This window comes from Phytobacter sp. MRY16-398, assembly GCF_003925915.1.
GTDB classification, from domain to species: domain Bacteria; phylum Pseudomonadota; class Gammaproteobacteria; order Enterobacterales; family Enterobacteriaceae; genus Phytobacter; species Phytobacter diazotrophicus.
This window is the reverse complement of record NZ_AP018756.1, coordinates 5,047,876-5,064,967: the sequence shown is the minus strand read 5'-3', so window position 1 is coordinate 5,064,967 and position 17,092 is coordinate 5,047,876. Positions and strand designations below refer to the sequence as shown.

Here is a 17,092-nt window from a genome sequence, read left to right as displayed (position 1 = left end):
TACATTCCCGTCGTCTTTCTGGCGGCAGGTGTGATGGCTGCGTTTATTCCCCGCCTCCTGCCCCGAAATGCATAGGGAATTTTGCATAATAGGCCTGGCACGTTGATGCTGCCAGGCAGGTTCAGCCAGCAGGAGGCACTCGTGTCGTCATTCGACTATCTCAAGACCGCAATCCGTCAAAAAGGCTGCACGTTGCAGCAGGTGGCCGACGCCAGCGGCATGACCAAAGGCTATTTGAGCCAACTCCTGAATGCCAAAATCAAAAGTCCCAGCGCGCAAAAACTCGAGGCGCTGCACCGTTTCCTCGGATTGGAATTTCCGCGTCGGCAAAAAAGCGTTGGCGTGGTGTTTGGTAAGTTTTACCCGCTGCATACCGGGCATATCTACCTGATTCAGCGTGCCTGTAGCCAGGTGGATGAGCTGCATATTGTGATGGGGTATGACGAGAAGCGCGACCGCGAACTGTTTGAAGACAGTGCGATGTCCCAGCAGCCGACCATCAGCGACCGCCTGCGTTGGCTACTGCAGACCTTCAAATATCAGAAAAACATTCGTATTCATGCGTTTAATGAAGAGGGCATGGAGCCTTACCCGCATGGCTGGGATGTCTGGAGTAAAGGCATTAAAGCCTTTATGGATGAAAAGGGCATTCAGCCTAACTGGATCTACAGTTCGGAAGAGGCGGACGCTCCCCAGTACCTTGAGCATCTGGGTATTGAAACGGTGCTTATCGATCCCAAACGCACTTTTATGAATATCAGCGGCGCGCTCATTCGTGAGAATCCGTTCCGCTACTGGGATTATATTCCGACCGAAGTGAAGCCGTTTTTTGTGCGCACCGTGGCGATACTGGGAGGGGAATCCAGCGGGAAATCGACGCTGGTCAATAAGCTCGCGAATATCTTCAATACCACCAGTGCGTGGGAGTACGGGCGGGATTATGTCTTCTCCCATCTTGGCGGCGATGAGATGGCGCTGCAGTATTCCGACTATGACAAGATAGCATTGGGGCAGGCGCAGTATATTGATTTTGCTGTGAAATATGCCAATAAAGTGGCTTTTATCGACACGGACTTTGTCACTACGCAGGCATTTTGCGTGAAGTATGAAGGGCGTGAGCACCCTTTTGTGCAGGCGATGATCGATGAATACCGTTTCGACCTGGTGATTCTGCTGGAAAATAATACGCCATGGGTTGCCGACGGGTTGAGAAGCCTGGGCAGTTCAGTGGATCGCAGCGAGTTCCAGCAGATGCTGGTGGATATGCTCAAAGAGAACAATATTACCTGGCGGCATGTGGAAGAACCTGATTATGACTCCCGGTTTCTGCACTGCGTGGAACTGGTAAAAGAGTTGATGGGGGATTAGCAGCCGGGTAAGGCGTTTACGCCGTCATCCGGACATGCCCCGGCTGGCGTTTCACTTAGCCGGGCTACTTGCTTTGACCTTGTGCGGTCTGATGCCCTCACCCACGTGGAGAGGTAGCAAACATTAAAAAGGCAGCTTACGCTGCCTTTTTGCGGTTTATTTTGAAATACGTTTGTACTTGATACGCTTCGGCTCCAGCGCATCGGCGCCAAGGGTGCGTTTCTTATACTCTTCGTACTCGGTAAAGTTACCTTCGAAGAACTCCACCTTACCTTCATCCTGATAATCCAGAATGTGGGTCGCGATACGGTCAAGGAACCAACGGTCGTGCGAGATAACCATCGCGCAGCCCGGGAACTCCAGCAGGGCGTTTTCCAGCGCGCGCAGGGTTTCGATATCCAGGTCGTTGGTCGGTTCATCGAGGAGCAGTACGTTACCGCCAACCTGCAACAGTTTCGCCAGGTGCAGACGACCACGCTCACCGCCGGACAGCTCGCCAACGCGCTTGCCCTGGTCAACGCCTTTAAAGTTAAAGCGGCCCACATAGGCGCGGCTCGGCATCTCGGTGTTGCCAATCTTCATGATATCCAGCCCGCCGGAAACTTCTTCCCACACGGTTTTGCTGTTATCCATGGCGTCGCGGAACTGATCGACGGAGGCCAGCTTGACGGTTTCACCCAGGGTGATTGAACCGGCGTCAGGCTGTTCCTGACCGGACATCATACGGAACAGGGTCGATTTACCCGCGCCGTTCGGGCCGATAATCCCGACGATAGCGCCTTTCGGTACGGAGAAACTCAGGTCGTCAATCAGCACGCGGTCGCCGTAGGACTTACGCAGGTTGCTGACTTCCACCACTTTATCCCCCAGACGTGCGCCTGGCGGAATAAACAGTTCGTTGGTCTCGTTACGTTTCTGATATTCGACGTTGTTAAGCTCTTCAAAGCGCGCCAGACGGGCTTTGCCCTTAGACTGACGGCCTTTCGCGCCCTGACGAACCCACTCAAGTTCTTTCTCGATGGATTTACGACGCGCCGCTTCCTGAGAGGCTTCCTGCGCCAGACGCTGATCTTTCTGCTCCAGCCAGGAGGAGTAGTTGCCTTCCCACGGAATGCCTTCGCCGCGGTCCAGTTCGAGGATCCAACCGGCAACGTTGTCGAGGAAGTAACGGTCGTGGGTGATTGCCACCACGGTGCCTTCGAAGTCGTGCAGGAAGCGTTCCAGCCAGGCGACAGACTCGGCGTCCAGGTGGTTAGTCGGTTCGTCGAGCAGCAACATGTCTGGTTTTTCAAGCAGCAGACGGCACAGCGCAACGCGGCGGCGCTCACCACCGGAGAGGTTAGCGATTTTCGCGTCCCAGTCCGGCAGACGCAGTGCGTCAGCGGCGCGCTCAAGTTGCACGTTCAGGTTATGGCCGTCGTGCGCCTGGATAATCTCTTCAAACTTGCCTTGTTGTGCCGCGAGTTTATCGAAGTCAGCGTCCGGTTCAGCATATTTCGCATACACTTCGTCCAGACCTTTCAGCGCGTTCACCACCTCGGAAACCGCTTCTTCAACGGATTCACGCACGGTCTGTTCCGGGTTTAGCTGCGGTTCCTGCGGCAGGTAGCCGATTTTCAGACCAGGCTGTGGGCGGGCTTCACCTTCAATATCGGTGTCAATGCCAGCCATAATGCGCAGCAGGGTAGATTTACCGGCACCGTTAAGGCCCAGTACACCGATTTTTGCGCCAGGGAAGAAACTCAGCGAGATATTTTTCAGAATATGACGTTTCGGCGGAACCACTTTGCCGACACGATGCATGGTATAAACGAATTGAGCCACGTTGGACTTCGCCTCTTTTTATCCCTTCATCCATCAGGTTGCTGATGCCGCGCCAGGATTCTTTCCTTTGCCGCCGCCTTGCAACCTGAATTATTCAGGGCTAATGAATGGTGATAGTTTTCAAAGGCGAAGTGTAGCCGTTTTCCGTGCTCAATCCCAGCCAGCAGCACCCGTAGTGTTAAATGACACAAGAAAGGTAAAAAAGTGTGCATTACGTGGCGCGTTACGGCGGGCGCGGTTAGCATTAAGGCATTATGCGGCATGACGCTGTAGGTATCGTTTTTATAAGGGGAATAAGCTGTGCAGAGAGCTAAACATGCCGCCTGGCGTTTGCTGGCGGCCAGTATTTGTTTGCTGTCCCTCAGCAATGTGGCGCGAGCGGACTCACTGGATGAACAACGTAATCGCTATGCTCAGATCAAACAGGCATGGGATAACAAGCAGATGGATGTGGTATCGCAACTGATGCCAGGGCTGCAAAACTATCCGCTATACCCTTATCTGCAGTACCGGCAGATAACCGATGATCTGATGAACCAACCCGCCGTAACGGTAACCAATTTTATTCAGGCAAACCCCACATTGCCGCCGGCCCGCACGCTGAAAACACGTTTTATCAACGAGCTGGCACGTCGGGAAGACTGGCGTGGTCTGCTGGCATTCAGCCCGGAAAAACCCACGACAACGGAAGCGCAATGTAACTACTACTTTGCGAAATGGAACACCGGGCAGGCAGACGAGGCCTGGCAGGGGGCGAAGGAGCTGTGGCTGACAGGAAACAGCCAGCCAAACGCCTGTGACCGGCTGTTTGGCGCATGGCGTGCGTCCGGCACGCAAGACCCGCTGGCGTTTCTGGAACGTATCCGCCTCGCTATGAAAGCGGGCAATACCCGGCTGGTTATTCTGCTGGCGGGCCAGATGCCCCCGGATTATCAGACCATCTCTTCCGCCATCATTACGCTTGCCAATAATCCTGGCAGTGTCATGACTTTCGCCCGTACCACGGGGGCGACCGATTTTACCCGCCAGATGGCGGCTGAAGCGTTCGAAAGCGTCGCGCGTGATGATGTGGAAAACGCCCGGCTGATGATCCCGTCGCTGGTGCAGGCGCAACAACTGAATGAAGATCAGACGCAAGCGCTGCGTGACATTGTCGCCTGGCGTTTGATGGGCAATGACGTGACCAGCGAACAGGCGCGCTGGCGCGATGACGCCATCATGCGTTCGCAGTCCATTTCGATCGTTGAACGACGGGTGCGGATGGCTATCGGCAACGGCGACCGCCGTGGGCTGAATACCTGGCTTGCGCGCTTACCGATGGAAGCAAAAGAGAAGGATGAGTGGCGCTACTGGCAGGCCGACCTGCTGCTGGAACGTGGGCGTGACGCCGAGGCGAAAGAGATCCTGCATGCGCTCATGCAACAACGTGGATTCTACCCGATGGCGGCGGCCCAGCGGCTGGGTGAAGAGTACACCATGAAAATCGATAAAGCGCCGGGCAACATCGATCCAGCGCTGGCAAACGGGCCTGAAATGTCCCGTGTGCGCGAGCTTATGTACTGGAATCAGGACAACACTGCCCGTAGCGAGTGGGCCAATTTGATCACCAGCCGCAGTGTGCAGGAGCAGGCGCAACTGGCGCGCTATGCCTTTAACCAGCACTGGTGGGACCTGAGCGTACAGGCGACTATTGCCGGTAAGTTGTGGGATCAACTCGAAGAGCGATTCCCGCTGGCCTACAGCGACTTGTATGCCCGCTATACGAGCGGGAAAGATATTCCGCAAAGCTATGCAATGGCGATCTCTCGTCAGGAGAGCGCCTGGAACCCGAAAGCGCGCTCCCCGGTCGGAGCAAGTGGGTTAATGCAGATCATGCCGGGCACGGCAACGCATACGGTGAAGATGTTTAACATTCCAGGTTACAGTAACGCGGCTCAATTGCTGGAACCGGAAGTGAATATCAACATCGGTACCAGCTATCTGCAATATGTCTATCAGCAGTTTGGTAACAACCGCATCTTCTCCTCTGCGGCGTACAATGCCGGTCCGGGCAGGGTGCGCACCTGGCTGAACAACAGCGGTGGACGCATTGACGCGGTGGCCTTTATTGAGAGCATCCCCTTTTCCGAAACCCGTAGTTATGTGAAAAACGTGCTGGCCTATGACGCGTATTACCGTTTCTTTATCAATGGCAACAAAGGGCCAGTGCTGACGGACGCGGAGTGGCAGCGTCGTTACTGATTTCTGTGGTTTGTGTTATGCTGTGTACTCTCAAGCGAGTACATAGCATAACGGCGGCATATTATGACCCAGCAATCACCTTATTCAGCGGCCATGGCCGAACAGCGTCACCAGGAATGGCTTCGCTTTGTTGAACTCGTCAGGCAGTCTTACGAACAGGATCTACATCTTCCGTTACTTAACCTGATGCTCACCCCAGATGAACGTGAAGCGCTGGGTACCCGCGTACGTATTATCGAAGAGTTGTTGCGCGGAGAGATGAGTCAACGAGAACTCAAAAGTGAACTCGGGGCGGGTATTGCCACGATCACCCGGGGATCCAACAGCCTGAAAGCGGCGCCAGCCGACCTGCGTTTATGGCTGGAGCAGACGCTGCTTAACGATCAGCGATAGACCGCATTGTGAAAGGGGCTTAATGCCAGTATCACGGCCTGATGATAGACGCTGGCGCGCGTCAATTTTCCGGCGGTAAACACGCCAATTGCGCCATCTTTGCGCCCAATTTCATCAATACCGGTATATGCCGACATCGCCGGACCAAGCGCTTGCCCGGCACGGATCTTTTGCAGAATCACCTCAGGCAAGGGCAGGGTGGCAGAGCGGGCTTCGCCGCGCTGGTCGCGACTTTCGATGACGACCCAGCTAAACGTGCTGCCTTCATCAATTCCGGCTTCGATAGCTACCCAAAAGTCCGCATTTGGACAGGCGTGGCGGGCATTTTCGACACGGTTACGTGCGCCTTCAAGCGTCTCTTTACTGCCCATAGGCTGTTCCGGTACACCGCTTTCAACAGCAATTGCGTCGATGCGGCTGGCGTTTTCACCGAAAATCTCATTAAAAGCGTGCAGAATAGCCCGAATTTTGGCGGGGTTTGTGGTAGCAGCGACAACATGGTGCATAATCAATAGCTGGCTGCCCGTAATGAGACCAGTTCTGTCTGCATGACGGGTAAGGCCTTCCTCATATAATAAACTTCATCGCAGTATAATGGATATAAAAGCATGTTACAGGTATACCTTGTCCGCCACGGTGAAACGCAGTGGAACGCCGAGCGTCGTATTCAAGGCCATTCAGACAGTCCGTTAACCGAAAAAGGCGAGCAGCAGGCATGGCAGGTGGCTGAACGCGCGAAAGCGCTGGGCATCACCCATATTATTGCCAGCGATCTCGGACGTACACGTCGCACGGCTGAAATCATTGCAGAGCTATGTGGCTGCGATATCACCCTCGACTCGCGCCTGCGTGAACTCGATATGGGGGTGCTCGAACAGCGCAATCTTGAAACCCTGACCGAAGAAGAAGAAGGCTGGCGTCGCCAACTGGTAAATGGCACCGCAGGGGGGCGCATTCCCGGCGGCGAGTCGATGCAGGAACTTGCCGATCGTATGCATGCTGCTCTTGCGACCACGCTGGAGTTACCGCAGGGTAGCCGCCCGATGATCGTCAGCCACGGCATGGCCCTGGGCTGTCTGGTCAGCACCATTCTGGGGCTTCCGGCGTATGCTGAGCGCCGCCTGCGCTTGCGTAACTGCTCTATTTCCCGTATCGATTATCAGGATAGCGCATGGCTGGCGTCGGGATGGGTAGTGGAAACAGCAGGAGACATCTCACATCTGGACGCCCCTGCGCTGGATGAACTGCAGCGTTAACGGCGGACGGGAATCAGATACTCGCAGCGGATGTAAAGCGGTGGCTCTTGCGCCCGCGCATCTTCCTGCGGGTAGAAACGCTCAATATCCTGGCCTTTACGGCGTGTCAGATTCAGCATCGGCATGCAGGTACCGTAGACGGTCAGGATAAACTCCTGCACGCCCGTGCCCGGCCCTTCGTAGAAGAACATGACATACTCACCGCCTTCGAGCTTCACTGGCTGGGCATTATGCATGTAGCCGTTCGCCATCTCTGGTGTTAAAGCGGTGGTGTAAAACACCTCTTGCTCGTCATCTTTCTCAAGACTTGGTCGCGGTTCATGCAGGCCATACATCTCAGCCGGAATGGTGGGCGAATTGCCTAAAAAGTCACGCCAGAACTGGATACGCATCTGGTTGCGGAAATCGGAAATTTCTTCCAGCGAGCAGGTATAGCTCTGCGTTGTACCGATGAGCTGCATATCCGGAAGGGGGATAAATTCATGTCTCGGCATGGCAAACTCACCTAAACGCAGCGGCGGACGAATGCCGAAGGCGCTCCAGTCAGGTGAACGGCGATACAGCGCGGGCGTCAGATTAAACTGCTTTTTAAACGCGCGGGTAAAGGTTTGCTGAGAGTCAAAGCGGTACTGCAGGGCGATATCCAGAATGGGACGCGAGGTCAGACGCAAAGCAACAGCAGACTTCGACAGGCGGCGCGCGCGAATATAAGCGCCAATCGCATGGCCCGTCACGTCTTTGAACATCCTTTGCAGATGCCACTTGGAATAACCCGCTTTTGCCGCCACATTATCTAACGACAATGGCTGATCCAGGTGGCTTTCCAGCCAGGTAAGTAGATCACGAATAATCCCAGCCTGATCCATAAAATATCCTCATCCTTAAAACGGCTTACGCCTGATACCAGGGGATGGATAATACCACTGTTTGGCGTTTTAGCATTCAGTGTTTTTTTTGTGCATTAGTGCGCATTGTGTCTGATTTTCATGATAATTTTTGTAAATTGGTGATCTATAAACCTTTTCCTCTTAAACCCGAGAATAGTCGCTCAACGTTATATTCAAAAATGGTAACAATATGAAATACACGCGTTTAATACTTTCCTCATTAGCGTTGCTGTGGGGTTCTGCGCAGGCGGAACAGATTGGCTCAGTAGACACTGTGTTTAAAATGTTCGGCCCGGATCACAAAATTGTGGTGGAAGCCTTTGACGATCCTGATGTGCAAAATGTGACCTGTTACATTAGCCGGGCAAAAACGGGCGGCATTAAAGGGGGGCTGGGGCTGGCGGAAGATACATCCGATGCGGCGATTTCCTGCCAGCAGGTAGGGCCAATCGAACTCAGTCATAAGATTAAAAATGGGAAAGCCCAGGGCGATGTGGTCTTCCAGAAACGTACTTCGCTGGTGTTTAAGAAACTTCAGGTGGTCCGCTTTTATGACAGCAAACGTAACTCTTTGGTTTATCTGACCTATTCCGATAAAGTGGTGGAAGGTTCCCCGAAAAACGCACTGAGTGCGGTGCCGATTATGCCGTGGAGTAAATAAAAAGGAATGGAGATGCCACAACCGCGAATCTGGCTGGTTGAAGATGAGGCAAGTATTGCCGAGACGCTGATTTATATGCTGCAGCAGGATGGGTTCGCCGTCACGTCATTTGAGCGGGGATTGCCTGTTCTTGACGCGGCGGCGCGGCAGTTGCCGGACCTGGCGATCCTGGATGTCGGGCTGCCGGACATCAGTGGTTTTGAGCTGTGCCGCCGTTTGCTGGCCAGGGCGCCGGGGCTGCCAGTGCTGTTTCTGACCGCGCGTAGCGACGAGATCGACAAATTGCTGGGGCTGGAAATGGGGGCTGATGATTATATCGCCAAACCGTTTTCGCCCAGGGAAGTTTGTGCCCGAGTACGTACCGTGCTGCGCCGCTTCCAGAAAGCCACGGTGCAATCTTCTCTTCTTCGTGTCGGGCAATTCGAACTGGACGAAGAGGCGGCTATCGTTCGCTGGTGTGGCGATATTCTCCCCCTTACACGCTATGAATTTCTGCTGTTAAAAACCCTGCTGCATGCACCGGGCAGGGTTTTCTCACGCCAGCAACTCATGGATCTCGTCTGGACCGATGCCGAAGAGAGCTTCGATCGCACTGTCGATACCCATATCAAAACGCTGCGCGCCAAATTGCGTGCGGTGAATAGCGAATTGTCACCGATTAATACTCATCGCGGTATGGGTTACAGCCTGGGCATCCGCTAATGCGTATCGGGATGCGATTGTTGCTGGGCTACTTTCTCCTTGTGGCGGTTGCCGCCTGGTTTGTGTTGTCGATTTTTGTCCAGGAAATCAAACCGGGCGTCAGGCGGGCAACCGAAGGCACGCTCATTGATACCGCCACGCTGCTGGCCGAGGTAGCGCACGATGATTTGCTCTCCGGACAGGCGCAAAATGGCAAGCTGGCAGAGGCGTTCACTTCGCTCAACCAAAGCAACATTAACGCCAATATCAGCGGCATTCGCAAAGTACGTAACGAATACCATGTCTATATGACGGATGCGCTGGGTAAGGTTGTTTTTGATTCTGCGGGCCAGGCCGTAGGTCAGGATTATTCCCGCTGGAACGATGTCTGGCTGACGCTGCGCGGTAAATATGGCGCGCGCAGTACACCTTCCGATCCTAACGATCCGGAAAGTACGGTGATGTATGTGGCGGCTCCCGTCACTGACCAGGGGCGCATTATCGGCGTTTTGAGCGTGGGCAAACCTAATAGTGCGATTGCCCCGGTCATCAAACGCAGTGAGCGGCGCATGCTCTGGGCCAGCGCGGCCTTACTGGGGATTGCTCTGGTGATTGGGTTTGGGGTGACGCTATGGATTAACCGTTCCATCGGCAAGCTGACACGCTATGCGGATGCCGTGAGCGAAAAAAATCCTTTACCTCTTCCTGACCTGGGAAGTAGCGAGCTGCGTAAGCTGGCGCAGGCGCTGGAGAGTATGCGCCTTAAGCTCGAAGGAAAAAATTATATTGAGCAGTATGTCTACGCGCTTACCCATGAACTTAAAAGCCCGCTGGCGGCCATACGCGGCGCGGCAGAAATTCTCCATGAGAACCCGCCACCGGATATCGCCACCCGTTTTACTAACAATATCCTGGCGCAAAATGCGCGGATGCAGATACTGGTTGAGAAGCTGCTACAGCAGGCGAAGCTCGAAAATCGTCAGGAAGTAGTGACAACATCCATCCCTGTTGACGCTCTGTTCCGACAGCTTGAGGACGAACGCAGCGTGGTGCTGTCCGCCAAAAATCTGACCCTGGAATGCGATGCGGGGCAGCTTGTCGTCGAAGCGGATGCCGGGCTGCTTAGCCAGGCATTGGGCAATCTGCTCGACAATGCGATCGACTTTACCCCGCGCGACGGGCATATTTCACTGCGCGCTCACGAACACGCTGAACATGTCGTCTTTACCGTATGCGATAACGGGCCGGGTATTCCGGATTACGCCCTTGAGCGGATCTTTGAACGGTTTTACTCATTGCCCCGAGAGAATGGACAAAAGAGCAGTGGCCTTGGGCTGGCCCTGGTGCAGGAGGTGGCGCGTTTGCACCAGGGAACTATTCAGGTATGTAACCTGCCGCAGGGTGGCGCAGAGGCGCGACTGACACTTCACCGTCACTTCACATAACTTCAAATTCTCCTCTTATAGCCCCGTTACTCTGCGCGCAACACAAAGGAGGGGCTATGTTGAAATCACCGTTATTCTGGAAAATTACCACCCTGGCAGGGTGCATTTGTCTGTTGCTGATCCCACTGATAATGGTTGGCAATTTAATCAAAGAGAGAGGCGACTACCGTAATGAGGTCGCCGATACGCTGCGGCAAAGTAGCGCCGGGCCGCAAAAGTTGATTGGTCCGCTGATTGCGATTCCGGTGACGGACGTTGTGACTTCGCTGGAGTCGACGGGAGATGAACCGCCCAAGGAGGTTCGCCGTTCGAAAAGCTATATCCGTTTCTGGCTACCTGAGTCGCTCATGGTCGAGGGGAAACAGCAAGTCGAGAACCGCCAGGTGGGTATCTACGAAGGGCAAGTCTGGCATGGGGATATCAGTATAAACGCAGAATTTGACCCAAAACGAGCCGGGCTGGAGGCGAGTGATACCAGGGAACTGGGCGAGCCGTTTGTCGTGTTTGCCCTGAGTGATGCCCGAGGGATCGGGCAAATACGGGCGATGAAGGTGAACGGTGAATCGCTCAGCGTAGAGCCGGGATCGGGACTGATGAGCGACTTACAGGGTATTCATGTTCCACTGACTGCGCCGGGTATTACGCAAAAAAATATCAAACTAAACGCTTCATTTAGTCTCAATGGTACCGGCGCATTTTCCGTGGTCCCACTTGGCAGAAACAGCGAAATGGCGCTGATGGGGGACTGGCCTCACCCCGGCTTCACCGGTGACTTTCTACCTGCGAAACGCGAAGTTACCCCTGCGGGTTACCAGGCGCGCTGGCAAAGTACGTGGTTTGCCAATAACCTGGATAGCAAAATCCGTGATGTCCTGAGTCTGAGCAGCGACAATGAGTGGCGCCTGCCCGCATTCAGCGTCAATATCGCCACGCCAGCGGATCAGTACCAACTGACGGACAGAGCGGTAAAATATGCGATTTTGCTTATTGCCCTCATTTTTGCCGCGTTTTTCGTCTTTGAAAGTCTTACCGGGCGGCAAATGCACCCCATGGAGTATCTGCTGGTGGGGTTATCGCTGGTGATGTTCTATCTGGTCCTGCTGGCGTTGTCAGAGCATGTCGGCTTTACCTGGGCGTGGATTATTGCCAGTGGGCTGGGGGCGACGATCAACGGTATCTATTTGCAAGGCGTGATGAAAAGCTGGCGTGCCAGCCTGCCGTTTAGCGGTGCGCTATTGGTGCTCTATGGCGTAATGTGGAGTTTGTTGAATTCCGAAGACAGCGCGTTGTTACTGGGAACAGGCGTACTGTTTGCGGCACTGAGTACCGTGATGATACTGACACGGCGCTTTGACTGGTACTCCCTTTCGCGGGCGGTGAAAAAGCCCGTAGAAAGCCAGGTTCCTGTCGATGAAGAACTACGGATATGGAAATAAAAAAAGCGGCGCCTGGCGCCGCTTTTTTTGAAGGAGGATTATTCCTGCAGATCACCGCAAAAACGGTAACCTTCACCGTGGATCGTCGCGATGATTTCCGGTGTGTCCGGCGTGGATTCAAAATGCTTACGGATGCGACGGATGGTGACGTCAACCGTACGGTCGTGTGGTTTCAGCTCACGCCCGGTCATTTTTTTCAGCAATTCGGCGCGGGATTGGATCTTGCCCGGGTTTTCGCAGAAATGCAGCATCGCACGGAATTCGCTACGCGGCAGCTTATACTGTTCGCCATTAGGGCTGATCAGTGAGCGGCTGTTAATATCCAGTTCCCAGCCATTAAACTTATAGCTGTCGACACTGCGGCGCTCTTCGCTGATGGTGCCCAAATTCATGGTACGGGACAGCAGGTTACGCGCACGGATAGTCAGTTCACGCGGGTTAAACGGTTTGGTGATGTAGTCATCCGCACCGATTTCGAGGCCCAGGATTTTGTCTACTTCGTTGTCACGACCGGTCAGGAACATCAGTGCGACATTCGCTTGCTCGCGTAATTCACGGGCAAGTAAAAGGCCATTTTTACCTGGCAGATTGATATCCATAATCACCAGGTTGATATCATTTTCGGAGAGGATCTGATGCATTTCAGCGCCATCTGTCGCTTCAAAGACATCGTAACCTTCCGCTTCGAAGATGCTTTTCAACGTGTTGCGTGTTACCAACTCGTCTTCAACGATAAGAATGTGCGGGGTCTGCATGTTTGCTACCTAAATTGCCAACTAAATCGAAACAGGAAGTACAAAAGTCCCTGACCAGCCTGGTACATGTCGCAAATTAACATGAACGGCGTAACATGACTAAAGTACGTAATTGCGTTCTTGATGCACTTTCCATCAACGTCAACAACATCATTAGCTTGGTCGTGGGCACTTTCCCTTTGAACCCGACAGTGTCAAAAACGGCTGTCATCCTAACCATTTTAACAGCAACATAACAGGCTAAGACGCAAGGGACACCCAATAAAACTACGCTTCGTTGACATATATCAAGTTCAATTGTAGCACGTTAACAGTTTGGTGAAATCTTGATATCTAAATGCTAGCGATTATCACAATTTTTCAATAAACCAACTAGTTGCGGATATTAATTGATAAATAAGTTGAATCCAATAGGAGATTCAGATTCATAATTAAAATGCCATGAAGAAACATAGGGATAAGCACTTTCTGTTAACATTTCAGCGGTTAATACCGCCAGTCAACAGTTTAGCTTTTTTTAACCGTTGGCAAGACGAAATTCAGTGATTGCTGTTACAAAATTGTAAATTCGCGACGCGAAATATGCTGACATTACCCTTCGCTCGCGCGTCGGTATGATAAAAAAGAGAGTAAAAATGCACCTGGCCATTGTATTGGTTTCTCCCGCCAGAGCGGAGAATGTTGGCGCTGCCGCGCGCGCGATGAAAACGATGGGTTTCACAGATCTGCGCATTGTCGACAGCGATGCCCATTTACAGGAAGGCGCTCGCCGTGTCGCACATGGTGCCGGGGATGTGCTTGATAATATTAAAACTTATTCTGCATTATCCGATGCGCTGGCCGATATTTCATTCACCGTCGCCACGACGGCGCGAAGTCGCGCTAAATTCCATTACTACGCAACGCCTGCGGAACTGGTACCGCTTCTGGCGGAAAAAAGCGCGTGGCTCCCCGCCGCCGCACTGGTGTTTGGCCGGGAAGATTCGGGCCTGACAAATGACGAACTGGCGCTTGCAGACATTTTGACGGGTGTGCCGATGGTGGCCGATTATCCTTCACTCAATCTGGGGCAGGCCGTCATGGTTTATTGTTATCAATTAGCATCTTTAATACAAAATGCTCCCAAAGTGGTAACGCAACGTGATGATAACCAGCTTCGTGCTTTACGTCTGCGGGCGCGCGCGTTGCTCGAAAAACTCGATGTGGCGGATGACATGAAAATGGCCGACTGGCTGGATCAGCGTGTGGGGATGCTGGAGCAGCGAGACACCGCAATGTTGCACCGTTTGCTCCACGACATTGAAAAAAAACTCGCCGAGTAAATCACTGCCATAAGAATGTTTTATGGATTAAGTCACTGCAATGGTGCGGTTTGTATGGTCTTTACCTATGATAAGTCAATAAGTCGCGGGCGTAGCGGAAGGTTGCGCAAAATAGCTGAAAACTAAAAATTCGTTGACTTAAGGCGGCAGATACTTTAACCAATATAGGCAGAGCACAGACAGAATAAAATTACAGAGCACACAACATCCATGAAACGCACCAGCACCGTCACCATTATTATTACCACCACCATTACCACAGGTAACGGTGCGGGCTGACGCGTACAGGAAACACAGAAAAAAGCCCGCACCTGAACAGTGCGGGCTTTTTTTTCGAGCAAAGATCAAGGGGTAATACCATGCGAGTGTTGAAGTTCGGCGGTACATCAGTGGCAAATGCGGAAAGGTTTCTGCGTGTTGCCGACATCCTGGAGAGCAATGCCAGGCAGGGGCAGGTGGCAACTGTGTTATCTGCCCCGGCGAAAATCACCAATCACCTGGTCGCCATGATCGAAAAAACGATCGGAGGTCAGGATGCCGTACCAAATATTAGCGATGCCGAACGTATTTTTTCTGAGCTACTGCAAGGATTGGCGGATGCACAGCCTGGTTTTCCCCTCGCACAGTTAAAAACCTTTGTCGAACAAGAATTTGCGCAGATCAAACACGTCTTGCATGGGATAAGCCTGCTGGGGCAGTGCCCTGACAGCATCAATGCGGCGCTGATCTGCCGTGGCGAAAAGCTCTCCATCGCCATTATGGCGGGGTTGCTTGAAGCGCGCGGTCATAAGGTGAGTGTGATTGATCCGGTCGAGAAACTGCTGGCTATTGGGCACTATCTTGAGTCTACGGTGGATATTGCGGAGTCAACGCGCCGCATCGCCGCCAGCCGTATCCCGTCCGACCATATGGTGTTGATGGCAGGGTTCACTGCCGGAAACGAAAAAGGTGAGCTGGTTGTTCTGGGACGTAATGGTTCTGATTACTCCGCTGCGGTTCTGGCTGCCTGCCTGCGTGCGGATTGTTGCGAAATCTGGACCGATGTTGACGGTGTCTACACCTGTGATCCACGCCAGGTACCGGATGCCCGTCTGCTGAAATCCATGTCGTATCAGGAAGCGATGGAACTCTCCTACTTCGGTGCGAAAGTGCTCCACCCGCGTACCATTACCCCTATCGCCCAGTTCCAGATCCCTTGCCTCATTAAAAATACCGGTAACCCGCAGGCACCCGGTACTCTGATTGGCGCCACCTCTGATGAGGATGGCCTGCCGGTCAAAGGTATTTCCAATCTGAATAACATGGCGATGTTCAGTGTTTCAGGTCCGGGGATGAAAGGCATGGTTGGCATGGCGGCGCGCGTGTTTGCCGCGATGTCGCGTGCGGGTATTTCTGTCGTGCTGATTACCCAATCCTCCTCTGAATACAGCATCAGCTTCTGTGTACCGCAATCCGATTGCGTCCGCGCGCAGCGGGCAATGGGCGATGAATTTTATCTGGAACTGAAAGAAGGATTGCTGGAGCCACTGGCCGTGATGGAGCGTCTGGCTATCATCTCTGTCGTGGGTGACGGCATGCGTACTCTGCGTGGCATTTCCGCGAAATTCTTTGCTGCACTGGCGCGCGCCAATATCAACATCGTGGCGATCGCGCAAGGATCTTCCGAGCGTTCGATTTCTGTCGTGGTGAGCAACGATGATGCCACTACGGGTGTGCGCGTCACGCACCAGATGCTGTTCAACACCGACCAGGTTATTGAAGTGTTTGTGATTGGCGTGGGCGGTGTTGGTGGTGCGCTGCTCGAACAGCTTAAGCGTCAGCAAGCATGGCTCAAAAGTAAGCATATCGATTTGCGCGTCTGCGGCGTGGCAAACTCGAAAGCGTTGCTTACCAACGTACACGGGTTAAATCTGGAAAACTGGCAGTCTGAGCTTGCTGAGGCCAAAGAGCCTTTCAACCTGGGCCGTTTGATTCGTCTGGTGAAGGAATATCACCTGCTGAACCCGGTTATTGTAGATTGTACGTCACACCAGGCTGTGGCCGATCAGTATGCCGACTTCCTGCGTGAAGGTTTCCATGTGGTGACGCCCAACAAAAAGGCCAACACCTCATCGATGGCTTACTACCATCAGTTGCGCCATGCGGCGGCGAAATCACGCCGTAAGTTCCTCTATGACACCAACGTGGGCGCGGGCTTGCCGGTTATCGAAAACCTGCAAAACCTGCTCAATGCGGGTGATGAGTTACAACGTTTCTCCGGCATTCTTTCTGGCTCGCTATCGTTTATTTTCGGTAAACTCGATGAAGGGATGAGCCTGTCAGATGCGACTAAGATCGCACGCGAAATGGGTTACACCGAACCTGATCCGCGTGACGATCTTTCCGGTATGGACGTGGCGCGTAAGCTCCTGATCCTGGCTCGTGAAACCGGGCGTGAGCTGGAGCTTTCCGATATTGTGATTGAACCTGTGCTGCCAGCTACATTCGACGACAGCGGTGACGTTGAAAGTTTTATGGCGCGTCTGCCGCAGCTTGACGATCACTTCGCCGATCGTGTGGCGAAAGCGCGCGACGAAGGCAAAGTGCTGCGCTACGTCGGCAACATCGAAGAAGATGGCACCTGTCGGGTGAAAATTGCCGAAGTGGACGGTAACGATCCGCTGTTCAAAGTGAAAAACGGCGAAAACGCCCTTGCGTTTTATAGCCACTATTACCAACCGCTGCCGCTGGTCCTGCGTGGCTATGGTGCGGGTAATGATGTTACTGCGGCAGGGGTGTTTGCAGACTTGCTGCGTACGCTGTCCTGGAAGTTGGGAGTTTAAG

The 17,092-nt window shown here is 53.3% G+C and carries 16 protein-coding genes and 1 other annotated feature; of the genes, 12 read left to right on the top strand and 4 right to left on the bottom strand.

Features of this window, described 5'->3' with window-relative positions:
* Positions 1 to 141 precede the first annotated feature (141 nt).
* Positions 142 to 1,368: a multifunctional transcriptional regulator/nicotinamide-nucleotide adenylyltransferase/ribosylnicotinamide kinase NadR gene (gene nadR, locus MRY16398_RS24700; RefSeq protein WP_039078467.1), complete on the top strand. Its 1,227-nt coding sequence runs from the start codon at positions 142 to 144 to the stop codon at positions 1,366 to 1,368.
* 156 nt (positions 1,369 to 1,524) lie between these two features.
* On the opposite strand, the gene ettA is transcribed toward nadR, so the two are convergent.
* Entirely contained in the window at positions 1,525 to 3,192 is a 1,668-nt protein-coding gene (gene ettA, locus MRY16398_RS24695) for an energy-dependent translational throttle protein EttA (RefSeq protein WP_039078261.1), read from the bottom strand.
* Positions 3,193 to 3,492: 300 nt separating this feature from the next.
* Between ettA and sltY the strand changes: the two genes are divergently transcribed.
* Positions 3,493 to 5,433: a murein transglycosylase gene (sltY, locus tag MRY16398_RS24690; RefSeq protein WP_125125374.1), complete on the top strand. Its 1,941-nt coding sequence runs from the start codon at positions 3,493 to 3,495 to the stop codon at positions 5,431 to 5,433.
* A 63-nt stretch (positions 5,434 to 5,496) separates the two neighbouring features.
* Positions 5,497 to 5,826 carry a trp operon repressor gene (gene trpR, locus MRY16398_RS24685; protein ID WP_039078263.1) on the top strand — a complete coding sequence of 110 codons (330 nt, stop codon included), beginning with the start codon at positions 5,497 to 5,499 and terminating at the stop codon, positions 5,824 to 5,826.
* Here the strand turns inward: trpR and yjjX are convergent.
* Complete coding sequence (yjjX, locus tag MRY16398_RS24680) at positions 5,817 to 6,332, bottom strand: inosine/xanthosine triphosphatase (RefSeq protein ID WP_039078264.1); 516 nt, start codon at positions 6,330 to 6,332, stop codon at positions 5,817 to 5,819. The two genes, trpR and yjjX, sit on opposite strands and share 10 nt — an antisense overlap.
* A 102-nt stretch (positions 6,333 to 6,434) precedes the next feature.
* Here yjjX and gpmB point away from each other — a divergent pair, with 102 nt between their 5' ends.
* Positions 6,435 to 7,082, top strand: coding sequence for a 2,3-diphosphoglycerate-dependent phosphoglycerate mutase GpmB (gpmB, locus tag MRY16398_RS24675; protein ID WP_125125373.1), 648 nt, complete (start codon positions 6,435 to 6,437; stop codon positions 7,080 to 7,082).
* On the opposite strand, the gene robA is transcribed toward gpmB, so the two are convergent.
* A complete protein-coding gene (gene robA / locus MRY16398_RS24670) occupies positions 7,079 to 7,948 on the bottom strand; it encodes an MDR efflux pump AcrAB transcriptional activator RobA (RefSeq protein WP_125125372.1) in 870 nt (289 codons plus the stop codon). The genes gpmB and robA overlap by 4 nt on opposite strands.
* Positions 7,949 to 8,159: 211 nt before the next feature.
* On the opposite strand from robA, the gene creA reads away from it, so the two are divergent.
* Genes creA through creD form a run of 4 tightly spaced genes read left to right on the top strand, consistent with a single transcriptional unit; the run spans position 8,160 to position 12,192 of the window.
* Complete coding sequence (gene creA, locus MRY16398_RS24665) at positions 8,160 to 8,630, top strand: protein CreA (RefSeq protein ID WP_125125371.1); 471 nt, start codon at positions 8,160 to 8,162, stop codon at positions 8,628 to 8,630.
* A 12-nt stretch (positions 8,631 to 8,642) separates the two neighbouring features.
* Positions 8,643 to 9,332, top strand: a complete 690-nt coding sequence (creB, locus tag MRY16398_RS24660) for a two-component system response regulator CreB (RefSeq protein WP_039078268.1) — start codon at positions 8,643 to 8,645, stop codon at positions 9,330 to 9,332.
* On the top strand, positions 9,332 to 10,756 hold the full coding sequence (creC, locus tag MRY16398_RS24655) for a two-component system sensor histidine kinase CreC (protein ID WP_125125370.1): 1,425 nt from the start codon (positions 9,332 to 9,334) through the stop codon (positions 10,754 to 10,756). Before creB ends, creC begins: the two co-directional genes overlap by 1 nt.
* A 56-nt stretch (positions 10,757 to 10,812) precedes the next feature.
* The gene (gene creD, locus MRY16398_RS24650; protein ID WP_125125369.1) at positions 10,813 to 12,192 is read left to right on the top strand and encodes a cell envelope integrity protein CreD; all 1,380 of its coding nucleotides are present in this window, start codon (positions 10,813 to 10,815) and stop codon (positions 12,190 to 12,192) included.
* Positions 12,193 to 12,230: 38 nt separating this feature from the next.
* Here creD and arcA read toward each other — a convergent pair whose 3' ends face one another.
* The gene (gene arcA / locus MRY16398_RS24645; protein ID WP_039078271.1) at positions 12,231 to 12,947 is read right to left on the bottom strand and encodes a two-component system response regulator ArcA; all 717 of its coding nucleotides are present in this window, start codon (positions 12,945 to 12,947) and stop codon (positions 12,231 to 12,233) included.
* 95 nt (positions 12,948 to 13,042) lie between these two features.
* Here arcA and yjjY point away from each other — a divergent pair, with 95 nt between their 5' ends.
* From yjjY to thrA, 4 genes are all read left to right on the top strand, one after another.
* Positions 13,043 to 13,183, top strand: coding sequence for a YjjY family protein (gene yjjY, locus MRY16398_RS24640; RefSeq protein WP_086870418.1), 141 nt, complete (start codon positions 13,043 to 13,045; stop codon positions 13,181 to 13,183).
* Positions 13,184 to 13,582: 399 nt separating this feature from the next.
* Positions 13,583 to 14,269, top strand: coding sequence for a tRNA/rRNA methyltransferase (locus MRY16398_RS24635; protein WP_039078272.1), 687 nt, complete (start codon positions 13,583 to 13,585; stop codon positions 14,267 to 14,269).
* A gap of 210 nt (positions 14,270 to 14,479) precedes the next feature.
* Positions 14,480 to 14,548 carry a thr operon leader peptide gene (gene thrL / locus MRY16398_RS24630; protein ID WP_071846003.1) on the top strand — a complete coding sequence of 23 codons (69 nt, stop codon included), beginning with the start codon at positions 14,480 to 14,482 and terminating at the stop codon, positions 14,546 to 14,548.
* Positions 14,487 to 14,604 (top strand) — a sequence feature (Thr leader region). Its footprint overlaps the gene before it by 62 nt.
* A gap of 24 nt (positions 14,605 to 14,628) precedes the next feature.
* Positions 14,629 to 17,091: a bifunctional aspartate kinase/homoserine dehydrogenase I gene (thrA, locus tag MRY16398_RS24625; RefSeq protein WP_039078273.1), complete on the top strand. Its 2,463-nt coding sequence runs from the start codon at positions 14,629 to 14,631 to the stop codon at positions 17,089 to 17,091.
* The last annotated feature ends 1 nt before the right edge of the window (position 17,092 follow it).

Excerpts from the sequence above, each read along its gene's own strand:
- trpR (WP_039078263.1), top strand. The coding sequence starts at position 5,497 with ATGACCCAGCAATCACCTTATTCAGCGGCCATGGCCGAACAGCGTCAC.
- yjjX (WP_039078264.1), bottom strand. The coding sequence starts at position 6,332 with ATGCACCATGTTGTCGCTGCTACCACAAACCCCGCCAAAATTCGGGCT.
- creC (WP_125125370.1), top strand. The coding sequence starts at position 9,332 with ATGCGTATCGGGATGCGATTGTTGCTGGGCTACTTTCTCCTTGTGGCG.
- gpmB (WP_125125373.1), top strand. The coding sequence starts at position 6,435 with ATGTTACAGGTATACCTTGTCCGCCACGGTGAAACGCAGTGGAACGCC.
- robA (WP_125125372.1), bottom strand. The coding sequence starts at position 7,948 with ATGGATCAGGCTGGGATTATTCGTGATCTACTTACCTGGCTGGAAAGC.
- yjjY (WP_086870418.1), top strand. The coding sequence starts at position 13,043 with ATGACTAAAGTACGTAATTGCGTTCTTGATGCACTTTCCATCAACGTC.
- MRY16398_RS24635 (WP_039078272.1), top strand. The coding sequence starts at position 13,583 with ATGCACCTGGCCATTGTATTGGTTTCTCCCGCCAGAGCGGAGAATGTT.
- creB (WP_039078268.1), top strand. The coding sequence starts at position 8,643 with ATGCCACAACCGCGAATCTGGCTGGTTGAAGATGAGGCAAGTATTGCC.
- thrA (WP_039078273.1), top strand. The coding sequence starts at position 14,629 with ATGCGAGTGTTGAAGTTCGGCGGTACATCAGTGGCAAATGCGGAAAGG.
- creD (WP_125125369.1), top strand. The coding sequence starts at position 10,813 with ATGTTGAAATCACCGTTATTCTGGAAAATTACCACCCTGGCAGGGTGC.
- arcA (WP_039078271.1), bottom strand. The coding sequence starts at position 12,947 with ATGCAGACCCCGCACATTCTTATCGTTGAAGACGAGTTGGTAACACGC.
- creA (WP_125125371.1), top strand. The coding sequence starts at position 8,160 with ATGAAATACACGCGTTTAATACTTTCCTCATTAGCGTTGCTGTGGGGT.